General features: G+C 35.2%; 11 protein-coding genes. 4 read left to right on the forward strand and 7 right to left on the reverse strand.

Annotated features, from left to right (window positions below; all coding sequences use genetic code 11):
• The first annotated feature begins 70 nt into the window (after positions 1-70).
• Entirely contained in the window at positions 71-274 is a 204-nt protein-coding gene (locus AAGD76_RS00820) for a hypothetical protein (protein ID WP_341820201.1), read from the forward strand.
• A gap of 131 nt (positions 275-405) precedes the next feature.
• Here the strand turns inward: AAGD76_RS00820 and AAGD76_RS00825 are convergent, their stop codons facing one another.
• The gene (locus tag AAGD76_RS00825; protein ID WP_341820202.1) at positions 406-1743 is read right to left on the reverse strand and encodes an MFS transporter; all 1338 of its coding nucleotides are present in this window, start codon (positions 1741-1743) and stop codon (positions 406-408) included.
• 139 nt (positions 1744-1882) lie between these two features.
• On the opposite strand from AAGD76_RS00825, the gene AAGD76_RS00830 reads away from it, so the two are divergent.
• Positions 1883-3706 (forward strand): hypothetical protein, encoded by a 1824-nt coding sequence (locus tag AAGD76_RS00830; RefSeq protein WP_341820203.1) that lies wholly within the window; start codon positions 1883-1885, stop codon positions 3704-3706.
• Positions 3707-4152: 446 nt separating this feature from the next.
• Here AAGD76_RS00830 and AAGD76_RS00835 read toward each other — a convergent pair whose 3' ends face one another.
• The 6 genes from AAGD76_RS00835 to AAGD76_RS00860 form a co-directional block, all read right to left on the reverse strand.
• Positions 4153-4608, reverse strand: a complete 456-nt coding sequence (locus tag AAGD76_RS00835) for an Hsp20/alpha crystallin family protein (protein WP_341820204.1) — start codon at positions 4606-4608, stop codon at positions 4153-4155.
• A 358-nt stretch (positions 4609-4966) separates the two neighbouring features.
• Positions 4967-5757, reverse strand: a protein-coding gene (locus AAGD76_RS00840) for an IS5 family transposase (protein WP_410529794.1) whose coding sequence is annotated in 2 segments (ribosomal slippage) — positions 4967-5485 and positions 5488-5757 — 789 coding nt in all. Because the reading frame shifts where the segments join, the coding sequence is not laid out codon by codon here.
• A gap of 64 nt (positions 5758-5821) precedes the next feature.
• Entirely contained in the window at positions 5822-6007 is a 186-nt protein-coding gene (locus AAGD76_RS00845) for a hypothetical protein (RefSeq protein ID WP_341820206.1), read from the reverse strand.
• Positions 5976-6353, reverse strand: coding sequence for a hypothetical protein (locus AAGD76_RS00850; protein ID WP_341820207.1), 378 nt, complete (start codon positions 6351-6353; stop codon positions 5976-5978). The genes AAGD76_RS00845 and AAGD76_RS00850 overlap by 32 nt, the downstream gene beginning before the upstream one ends.
• Complete coding sequence (locus tag AAGD76_RS00855) at positions 6344-6526, reverse strand: hypothetical protein (RefSeq protein WP_341820208.1); 183 nt, start codon at positions 6524-6526, stop codon at positions 6344-6346. The genes AAGD76_RS00850 and AAGD76_RS00855 overlap by 10 nt, the downstream gene beginning before the upstream one ends.
• A 45-nt stretch (positions 6527-6571) precedes the next feature.
• Positions 6572-6877 (reverse strand): hypothetical protein, encoded by a 306-nt coding sequence (locus AAGD76_RS00860; protein WP_341820209.1) that lies wholly within the window; start codon positions 6875-6877, stop codon positions 6572-6574.
• A gap of 319 nt (positions 6878-7196) precedes the next feature.
• Here AAGD76_RS00860 and AAGD76_RS00865 point away from each other — a divergent pair, with 319 nt between their 5' ends.
• Positions 7197-8975 (forward strand): hypothetical protein, encoded by a 1779-nt coding sequence (locus AAGD76_RS00865; protein WP_341820210.1) that lies wholly within the window; start codon positions 7197-7199, stop codon positions 8973-8975.
• A gap of 8 nt (positions 8976-8983) precedes the next feature.
• Complete coding sequence (locus AAGD76_RS00870) at positions 8984-11374, forward strand: hypothetical protein (RefSeq protein ID WP_341820211.1); 2391 nt, start codon at positions 8984-8986, stop codon at positions 11372-11374.
• Positions 11375-11781: the final 407 nt, after the last annotated feature.

Here is an 11781-nt window from a genome sequence, read left to right on the forward strand (position 1 = left end):
ACTTAAAAATGAAAAGGGTATCCAAATTACTACTACCTCAGAAGGAGCTACTGTAGAGGAACCAAGGATTATGGAAGAAGATTTTGAGGTGAAAGAGCAAACCAGTGTTACAGAAATTGACAATTGGTCATATGAGGATGTCAATGAAAATAGCGAAGATCTTCAACCTGTATATGAAGTCGGTACAGTATTATTGATAAGCAGTATTGCATTGTATATCATGAAAATACATATTATTAGCGGTAGTTGGTTGGTATTGGGGTTAGTCATATAAATTTTGCACTGTACAGTGTTCTTAAGCCCGATGCGAGGGTTGGGAAATAAAAAGGTATAAAAAAGCTAATTCTCTGAGCTTTATACAAAACAGCATACCTGAATCAGCATAACAGAGTAACTAGAGTAAAGCTAACCTTTTTTATAGTACGCTATAGCTGTAAGTAGACAAAAGCCTGCCATTCCTATTAACAGGCATACAGGTATTATCAACATGGATTTTATCATTACACCGGCACTGTAGAAGGGAACTCCGTTAATAACTTGACCATCCCAATGGAAATTCATTACACCTGCAATAACAGTATGGAAAAGATAACCAAAACTCATAACTATAGCATTACTTATAGAACCTGCACTTGCTACCAAATCATTCTTCACAAAACTTACAACCTTTGCATTGACAACTATCTGATATGCAGAAGCAAGGCCAATGATAAATAGTAATATGCATGCCAAAGATGCACTAATATTGCATACGAAAAGTAACAAGAATACTACTAGCATAGACAGAGCACAAAAAATTATTATTTCATAGTGCCTAGTTGGGCACTTTGCTAACACGTGAGGGAGTAATAAAATCCCAAGACCAAAACCCACCAGCACCCATTTTGAAATGCTATATGCAATTTGGATATCTATAGAGTACATCTCGTGCAAAAAAGCCACAGACCATCCATCTGCAAAGCCTTCTAGTGGCCCAACCATCAACCCACCAAACAAACTTACCAGAAAAATATTCTTATTGAGAATGGCTCTACCTAAGTTTTTAACACTTACTTTATCTATTTTATCTGCTTTAGGCACAAGCATAAAAATAGCTAAAGCGAGGGACAGTCCAATTATCATAAAGGCAGTAAGTACATAATACCAGCCAAACTCATCAAACAGAGTATGTAATGGTTTGGTAGCAAACACACCACCAGAAATGCCAATAATAACTGATATGCTAAACATAAAGGTAAATTTTTCTCTATGATAACAGGTACTTATCACCTTAAAGAGTCCAAGTACTGAAGCAGAGGAACCAATGCCAGTAATTATTCTTCCAACAATAGAATAACTCCAGCTGTTGGAACTGAACAAAGGTAAAGTACCTAGAGATGTTAATACAATGCAAACCGGAACAACAACTTTAGGACCAAACCTATCCAAGAGAATGCCTATGGGAATATGTGCTAAAACAAAACCCACATAATATAATCCACAAAACTGTCCTATGTCTGTCGCTCCTACATTAAACTTTGTTATTAACTCAGGTGCGATTATATTTGGAATTACACGCAATACGTATTGGTAGGCATAAAACAGAGAAAATAGCAACCATACTAGAAAATTTCTTTGTGAGACCAATTTCACTTTCAACCTATAACTAATTCGCTTATAAAAAACAAAACTTTTACAAACTTTTTCCAAAAGCACAAAAGTTGAACTTGCACTTTTTGCTATTGAAAAACAACTACGGTTCATTTTACCACCAAGTGGTAGCTTAATCAAGCAAATTACTTAACTTCTTTTTAAGAATGTGAAACTATGATAAGTTGCTTCTGCTTTTCTACGACTAACCCGAGTTATTATAAGAAATGCTATAACAGCTTGCAAGCGATTAATGGTTAACATTAATGAAGTAGTATTTAATAGAAATGAAATAAAATTCATGTACTTTGTATTTTTAAAACTAGGGCAAAACATTATGACAGCTAGTATAGAATTCAAGAATAGTACAAATGCGCCGATATCTTTTCTAAGCGAGATTCAAACTATCACATTGAGTGATGGTAGTGGTAATAGGTATAGTCTAGATACATCAGAAGGCGAGCTAAAGTTGAAATATGCACAACATAATCAATTTGAATCAGAGTACAAGGTAAGCGGTTTAGTCGAAGCGTTAGGAAGTTTATTAAGCATGAAAAGTGGTCGTTATGATGATAGTGGCAATGAAGTGACAGTGCTTGCAGAAAAAGTAATAGAAAAGCCAATAGTTGAAGCAATACTTTATGCAAAAGGTGATGATAATAATAGGATATCTGACACTGTGCTTGCTCACACATTTGCCAGAAGAGATGATATCTCTAGCTATTTAAAGTCAGCACTAGAGGAAAAAGCCAACAAATCTGAGCTAGATAAAAAAGCTGATGCAAATAGTGTGTATAGCATGAAGGAAATAGATGGAAAGTTAGAAGCCAAAGTAGGTACTTGCAATGTGTATTTCAAGGAAGATATAGAAAAAAAATTGGGGACTAAAGCTAATATTGATAATGTTTATAATAAGGAGGAAGTAGATAATCAATTATTAATGAAAGCTAATACTTTTGAAGTATATAAAAAGCCAGAAGCAAATGAAAAATTTTTTCCTCTTGCAGAACATAGAGCACTAGCAAAGGATATACTCAATAAACGCATTGATGGAGGATCAATATTAGTTGAAACACTGGGAAAGTTTCTTGATGAGGAATATCCGTGGTATGGTTATGATAGAAATCAAACAGCAAGGGATTTCTTGGCCGATAAAGGCAAATTTGCCAAGATTGATGATCCGAATATAAAAACACCAGATCTTACAAATGAAATACTTAGTGTAAAAGAAGAAGAGGAAGAAAGGTCCACTCCGGTAGAAAAATTAGTAGGATATCTTGATCAAGTTTGTGATAAGGAAAAAACATATGACTCTGAAGTGGAAAGGAATTTTTTGGAAGAGTTAGTAATACAAAGTCCAAAAGATACAGATAAAGTTCGAGAGCCGGAGGATAGAAATGTAATCGAATTAGCACCTGATTTGATAGATCAAAAATTAATTTCTGATGAAGTAAATCGACTAAAAAGAGTGATTTTAGATTCAGTAGATAACCTCAATAATGTTAAGGTTGCAATGCAGAAATGTCTTGAGGATAATATGGATTATCAAGGGTTAATAGCTGGTGATCTGGCTTTGCAAACAACTGTGTTTGCTGGTGAAAATAAAATAGAATCAGTAAATAAAACTATAGATTATCATGACATAATTGATAGAATACCCAATGCAATCGAGGATACCAAAACCGTTCAAGGCAATGTAGAAGATTATTCTGCTCAGGATGAAATAGATCTATCAGATAATACCACTATAACTACCAAGGTACTTGCCGATAAAAATCAGGTATCTGTTAATGAATCTGGAAATGCTAGCGTGAAAGTATTAGAGATACCAGATGTAAAGGAAAGTACAATAGAAAAAGGTAAAGAATCGATTTTTAAGGAAAAATCGGAAATATTTTCTGGCTCTAGCAATCATGATATGAAAAGAAAAGAAGATGGAAATTTTACAGAGGATTTCACAAATATGGTTATCTCGGACAATCTGATATCTGATACAGGAGCGAGAGAAGCAGTTTCACAACAGACTCTTAATACTCTAGATGACTATAATATTCTACCTTCACCTGATTTGTGTTGACTTAAAGATTTCTGGCTTGGCTATAACCTTCTACTGGCAGCCGGAAGACATACAAGCTCCTATAACATGAGTAGATCTACTTCTTACTGTGTCATGTGCTCGTTGTATCCGTTCAGCGGAGTGGTCGAGAATGCTTAAACAAGCAAAATCATTAGAATGAAACTGGCTAAATACGGTATAATATGGTTGATTTTTTAATACTTTATACAGTCCAAAGCAAAAAATGGATCTTTTGCTTAACTCTCAACTGTTTTCTACCGCTCCGCTGAACAGACATCACACAGGTATGAATGCAGATTTAAAATATTACAAAAAACCTCACAGCCACATGTAACTGCACAGAACACCATCGGAAGAACTAAGGTGAAGCAACAAAACTGCAAACTTTCCACATACTCCCCATGGCAATCCAAAGAACAAGCCCCCAAGCGAGAGGTAGGCTCTAATTACTTTACATCAACTTTCTTGATGTGTTTCTCCGACTTAGGTATGGTTACATGCAATACTCCATATGAAAAATTAGCAGATACTTTATCTTGCTCTACATTTACTGGAAGTTGAATAGACCTATAGAAAGAGCCATAGTATCTTTCTCGATGATAAAACTGCTTATCTTTTGACTCATTATCACACGTCTTTTCACCCTTCACTACTAAGTTATCGCCAGACATGCTGATATCTATGTTTTCTTTGGAAATACCTGGTAGCTCTAGCGAGAGACAATAGCTTTCTTTTGTTTCATAAAAGTCGCAAGCTGGTAATAGACTACTACCCCTTCTAGAAAGCTCTGAGCCCCACCCTGTGAAGAAGCTATCAAATATTTCATCAACAGCTCTTTGCAATCCTCTTACACTAAAATTATCACGATTATTGTTTTTATTTGAATGAACTATATTACTCATGTTGCACCTCCTTTTATTATACAAGCCCTATATAGTCATTCCACTTACTAATTTCAACTCTAAATTTAGAATTAGAACTTTTATTAGATGTGAAAAGTTGTTCCAATTGACTATAACTTGATTGTGATAGAAAATCTTATTTAGATTGCCGTGGGTAGTAATGAATCTCAATTGAATACTTTCTACCTAGCAATTTCTTCCCTAGAATCAAAAATCTTTCTTAACTCTTCACGTTCTGCCCATGAAACTTTCTTGTTATCAGACTCGCTTACTACTTCATGATGTATTAATCCACCGGATCTAGCGAAAACACCTTGTTCTATGGCTTGAATAACTGATAAACCTCCTAAGAACCTGTTTAAAATCTTCGTAATAGGAGAGAAACGAAGGAGAGAACAATCATCTGTAGGCTAGTATTAAGTTTACGCTCGCAATTTTTCCACAATCGTCTAAATTTTTCTAACCAAGCAAAAGAGCGTTCGACAACCCATCTCTTTGGCAGCACAACAAAAGAATGTAACTCACTGCGCTTTATAACCTCAACCGTTGCACCGATAATATCTTTTATTTGAGTTGCAAATTTTTCTCCCGTGTAACCTGCATCAACAAGTACATTTTTAACCTCAGAGAGATTTTCTCGTGCACTTTCAACCATTTTCATAGCACTGCTACGATCAGTCGTATCTACTGTTGTTACATAAACTGCATGTGGTAAACCCTGCGTATCAACTGCAATATGGCGTTTTATGCCTGAAATCTTTTTACCAGCATCATAGCCTTTACTTTCAGCGGTATCTGTATTTTTAACACTTTGAGCATCAATTATACAGAAACTGGTTTTCTCTTTTCGACCATTGTTGATACGGACCTCTCCAACTAATTTTTTTTAAAGACCAATTCTAGCAAACTTGATTCTTCTCCATTCTTTTTATTCCAAGTTTGAAAATAGTAATATATGTTTTCCCACTTTGGAAAGTTCTTTGGCAACATTCTCCACTGACAGCCACTTTTTAGGACGTATAGCACTCCACAAAACACATCATATAAGTCAACCTTTCTTGGTTTTGTTCTTTTTCTACTATTTTCTAAAATTGTTCTGATTTTTTCAAATTGCTTTCGACTTATATCACTTGGATAACTTTTTTGCATAGATATACCTCTTTCTTAAATCTATTCCTACTTTACCTCATCTTTCCAAGATTCTTAACAGGTTCTAAGAAGCAATTTTTCCCACTTCTTCTTCACAATTCTTTGACTTTTTCCACTTGTCTTGATCCTTTACTTCTACCTTTATTAGACCTTGCATATCAGGATATAATCTAACTTCTAATTCTCCTAAACTAGTATGGAAAGCTAATACTACATTTCTACCATCTGCAAGGTCTGTATAATTTCTCACTTCTTCCTACACTGCTACCTCCCCCCAGCACGAAAATTCTTAACCCCAGCTTCTCTACTTCACACTTGTTCATAACCTCTGCAGGTTGAATAACACTACCCTGTGGATACTTCACGTATAAAGACACATTATCCATTTCCACTTCTAACTCTTTCTTAATCCTTCCACCCGCATTTAAAATGCTCTCATGCGCTATACTTTCCATTTGCTCCTTAGTTTCTTTACAAAGGTTAGAGATGTACTCATCAAAACGCTCAGCAGAATTATCTATAAACCCCTCAGTAGAGAGTGCTATCCTATCGTAACGGAAAAGACGTCTCTTGACTTTGCCACCTCTTAGGAGCAAATTGCTAACAATGTTTTGTATATTCTTATGTTTTCTTCTTTTGTTTCTTCATTCTCATCGTCACCATAGCCTAGATACTCTGAAGCGCTAAACCTGCACGCAACACCACCAGAAGCTGTGGTCGTAGTGGACTGAAGGACTCCTATTATTTCTTCAAATACTAAATCTACCACTCTTTCTCTCTTGTCATTATAACGTGAATTTAATCTTATTCCCTTTTACAAGTATCGATCAACTAGACATTTAATGCGCTCCAAGGAACTTCTTGTCCAATCTACATTTGATTCGTTCAAAGTCTTTTGAAACTCTTTGCTGCTCTCTTTCTGTATATCCTGCATTTCTTTGTGAAACTCATCAAACAGCCTCCTCTCGTCTTCAGTAGTTAGCATTGGCACCTCTACGAAGCAATATCCTTGCTCTAAAAGGAAAGGGAAAGAGTCATCTAAGCCACGATCACCTTCCTTATGCTCTAAAACCGAGCATGTCGAAGTATGGTTCTGCTTTAAAATTGTTCCATCAGTCATATCGTATAACAACCACTGCACTAGCTATTTAATAAAGCATTATACCACAGCATATAAGTTAACAAATTATACCTCATACTTTGCTAATGTAAATTGCCTCTGATATATAGGAGACAGCAAAGTTGCCCATACAAATCAGAGTGAAGAAAAAGGCTATCCGCTCTCTCTGCCTACATCACCCTCTAGTAGAGATATATCTAATTAAAGTTGAAACTTCTAGACAGATCAAGATTATGAAGCACTTTAAGAGAAATATTTACATGCAAGAAAAAATGTCATACAATTCAGCATGCTTACATGAAATGGGGGTATGTAATCTATGAATGAACAAGAAAAAGGATTTATAAATTCAGTTCCGGAAAGTGATCCAGATTATGCTGCAAAGCGCTTTCAGATTAAGGAATGGTATAAACCATTTGGGACAAAGATTCTGACGAGTTCGGGTCTCTCTTATGTTGCTCACAAGCTAAATAATTTCTCAGATGAAAAGTATTGGACAAAGAGAGAATATGGAGGCCCCATTCTTAATAGGGCATCTGTTTTAAAAGAATTGCTTTGTATAAAAAAACCAGACGATGAGGATCTATTAGATGACTACGATAGATATATAGTTGCTTGTTGGCTTTGCTCAGAGGAAATTATACGTAGCACTTTTCCATCACTAGATGAATATAAGAGTGATTCAGAGTCAGAGGAGGAGTTTGTGATAAACACACTTAGTGATTATTCTAGACTCGTGGAGTTTTGGTCACATTATGTTTATGTTGTAAATGAGGATGGTAAATACAAAATCAATCCTAATATAGAAGTTCTGGATAACCTAAAAGAATTAATAGAAAAATATAATAAGAATTATCATAAAAACTTAAGCTATGGAAGCCAAGTTGATTTATGGAAGTACGGTTTTGAGTGCGCGAAAGAAGAAGGATGTATAGAAGCTCTTGAGTTCTTTTGTAATAAGTTAGAAGAAATAAAAGAAAGCGAACTTGATCAAATCTTAATTGACACAGCGCTTTATGCTACTTCATCCAGTAGTTTCAGCCTCAAGCATAGCAATGCTAATGTCATAGATTTTTGTCTTGCTAGTCTAGGTGCTGATAAGTATAAGATGCTCTTGCAGAGAGATTTTGAGGTTCGTGGCTGTTATTCTATAGTATATCAGTTAAAGGCAAGTTATTTATTTGGACATGTGAGGGAATTAATTGATCATTTGAAGACAAAAAATATTTCACTGACTAGCTTTATTTATGGTGTGGTAGGACAGACCGGAGCTGCACCCAACAAAGGGTTGATGGAAGTAGGGAAAGATTTCTTAGTTTGGTTATGGGAGGAGCCAAGGTTTGCAGAGCATAAGAAGTGTTATCTTAGTGATTTAGATGGTGGTGATCCTGGGTCAATTCGTGTATTATTGGATCTTACTATGGTTGGTGCATTTCAACTTTTGGAGAAGATATTGGATTCTGCAAGTGAAGTAGGGTGTAAAGGGAAGATAGCTGAATCATTCCGTAATTCAAGCAAAGCGTGTTGTGCTTTGTATATTCAAGGTGGAAAAGAACTGTTGAGTAAGGTTCTTGGTGATACTAAGTACAGTAGCAATTTTGTAAGAGCTATAGAGGAGATTTTAGAGAACAATCCTTCCTACAAAGAGAAATGGAATGAAGCATCTAAGCTACACAAGGAATTTAAGATAAGGGAATCGATGATGAAAATTTCTGAATTATTGTCAGATGATGGTTTGCGTGATGATATAAAGTCTAAAATAAATCAGTTTCAGCAGTATGGTCGTGCTAAGCCTAGAGCTAGGTCCAAGTCACTTTCTGAAATTGTAGCTCCTATTAGAGAAGACCGACCTGGAACCAGAGCTTATGATGATTGTGCATTACCTTCCTTGAGTATTGAGCGGTCTCCTGTCCAAAAACCTAGATCCAGAGCTATCGGGGATTATGGTGGGTGTATACAATCGTCTCTAAGTGGCGTGAGTCATCTTACCAAGAAAGATGGAACTGAGATTATTAGTAAGGCTGCTGGTGATTTTGTACCATCATCTTTGAGTGATATACAGTCTACTCGCTCTATTGAGAAAGAAGTATCTAAATAGGATCTGATATGAAAAAAGAATTAATACAGTATCTGTTCGATGCAAGCAGTGGTGATGAAAGTTTTCAAGAAAGATTTCATTCGTTCTTAGATCAAATACCAAAACCGAGTGGGGCTTCTGCTGCGCCAGAAAAGGAAGGGTTTTTTATAAATTTCTTTGGTGGTATGTTTGCTAGTTTAAGAAGTACAGAACTTGCTGAAAAGCTTGGACTAAAAGATTTATACTTTTGCTTAGTCGAAAAAAAGTTACATATCATTGCAGAGACTGGAAAAGAAAAGAAAAAACATCTGTTTATTTTTTCAGAAAGTAAAGATGGAAAGTCTAATGGTGAATTGGAAGCAGAAATAAAGAATATAGGTAAGGGTTTAAGTGCAACTAAGGTTTTAATAGGTAGAGAGATACTTGAAGAAGAAGGTCAAAAATGGAAGTTTAAAGTTTTAGTAGCAAATCAAAAAGGAAATGATCCTGAAATTAACGGAAGTTTTAAAAAAGTGGATTGCAAAGCAGATAAAAATTTAGAAGAAAGTGTAGTTGAGTTGGCCAAAGAAGACAATAATGAAAATATTGATGGTGCAAAAAAAGCTGTTGGAAAGACAATTCAAGAAGCTGAAAAACTTTACTCTGATCTCAAGGGAAAAAATCTTGTACAAAATATTGGTAAAGAAGCAGCACAGCATGGGTTTATCAGTGGTATGTTGATGAACTTTCGTTATCGCTATAACTTGAGGCTATACTTGGAACTATTAACAGGAAGAGGTTATAGCGACATTGTGTTGCTTGTGAGAGGAGAAGGTCGCTCTTGGAAGGCTATTCCGGTAATAATGGAATTAAAAGCAAAGGGTAGTGTAGAAAATGCATTAGTAGAAGCAGAGAGTTACGCTAAGGGATTACGTCGTAATAAAATCCGCATATTAACAAATGCTGGTAGGGCTATTTGTATAGGTGTTAATCTTAATGAGCAAGAAGATACATATATAATTTCTGATGCACCATTTAAGATAGAAAGAAATAAAGAACCTGTTATGCAGTCCTTACTTGATATAGTTTGTGGTTATGGGACTGATAAGGATAAGAAAAGTAAGGTAAAAAGTCTGTTAGGAGAATTATACTATACATTTCCTCCAGAGCAATATACACAAGATTATTTAAGTCGTTTTTTACTTGGGCAATTGCTTTTATTAAAAAAGCCTCAGAAAGCAAAAGATATTGATATGTACTTATTCAACCACTCAGGAAAAGATATATTAGGAGGGAATATAAAGAACAATCTTACTACATATATGGTTGTTGTTAAGGGAATAAAAAATCAAAATAGGGTGGTGATTTTTCATATGCAGGAAGCTGGTAGTAAGAAATTTGAGTATAACAAATATTCATTTTATGAAGAAGTATTAGATGAAATTGGCTTAAAAGTAGTTAATAATCCGGATTTAATTGAGGTATATGTAAACGGCTACAAAAAAACTGGACCTAGCCAATCAGCACTTTCACCTGGCTCTTTTTATCTAGATCAGGATTTAGTAGAAATTAAAAATAAAAAACGTTTCGACTACTTTAGAGACTCGTCTTCTATAGGAAGGGAAATGCGGTCTAAGACCGAACAAAATAAGTTCATAGGAAAAGTGGAAAAAATTCTACTTTGGATAAAAGGAACTCTACGTAAGAAACTGATTGAAAAATTTAAAGAAGCAATAGATTATCAACAGGAAGAGTTAAGAAAAAGATTTGAAGAAGAAGAGAAAAAGTTAAGGAGGGGTGTGAATAAATTCGAGCTAGGTGAGTATAAGAACTTTTTTGATATGATTAAAGAATTAATGTGTGATAGAGATGGGAAACCAAAGAAAGCCTTTGTGTCAATGATTAGTAATGAAAACAGGTTAAAGGCTTTTTTAGATGGGCTGTTTACTGGGTTAAGTGATTTAGATAGAGATAGGATAATTGCTGTACTTACAGAGTTTCAAGTGGGAGAAGGGCTGAGAGCTGATATGATGATGCAAGTTGTAGATATCAACAATCCTAATAAAAAGAAAAAAGTAGAAGAGCTAAAACAATCTGTATCTATGGGGTTTGAAGTGAAGTATTCAACGACAAAGAAGGAAGCTGATAGAAAGCTGCAGAATGCGGATGGTCAGATAGAAGGGTATGCAAGATGTAAAAATATCAAATCAATAACAGAGGGTGATGATGTGGCATTTATTGGTGTCTCTTTCAATCAAGGCGCTGGTAGTAAAGATGAGTTGATACTATTAAGTGAAAATCTCATTGTTGCTGGTGTTCCACATAGCTCAACAGATGTAAGCCTTAGAAGTCAGATGTCTGAATTATCATTACCATCAGCATCAATGCAAAATCCCCAGCCAAGTACATCTAAGAGAGAAAGGAGTTACCATCGAGGGTAAGGGGTGTTGAAAGTGTACACCGTAACTGTGATAAAATGATGGAGATGTACTTCTTTGGCCATAAGCTGCTGTAGATTCGCAATGATTTTGAAAATTGTGTTGATGGTAAGCCCATGAAATGGAAGGTATCTAAGATGTTTTTAGTGGAAGTATCACACCAATCAACGTCACAAAAAATTTGTTTATTGACTATTTCCAGGGTTGTGAAAATAGTACATACGTTTGTGAGAACAAGCTGAGTAAAATAGGGTTGTGAAAATAAAAACATAAAGTTATTGAAACAAAGTTAGGCACATTGTTTCGTATATAGATGTGGATAAAATTGGCTAATATGAATGGTTTTAGCTTATAGCAAAATCGATATATAAAAAAGTTCGAATGTATCACTTGGTAGTCCAATCCATCCC

The organism is Wolbachia endosymbiont (group A) of Cydia strobilella (assembly GCF_964026745.1).
In the GTDB taxonomy this organism is placed as follows: Bacteria; Pseudomonadota; Alphaproteobacteria; order Rickettsiales; family Anaplasmataceae; genus Wolbachia; species Wolbachia pipientis.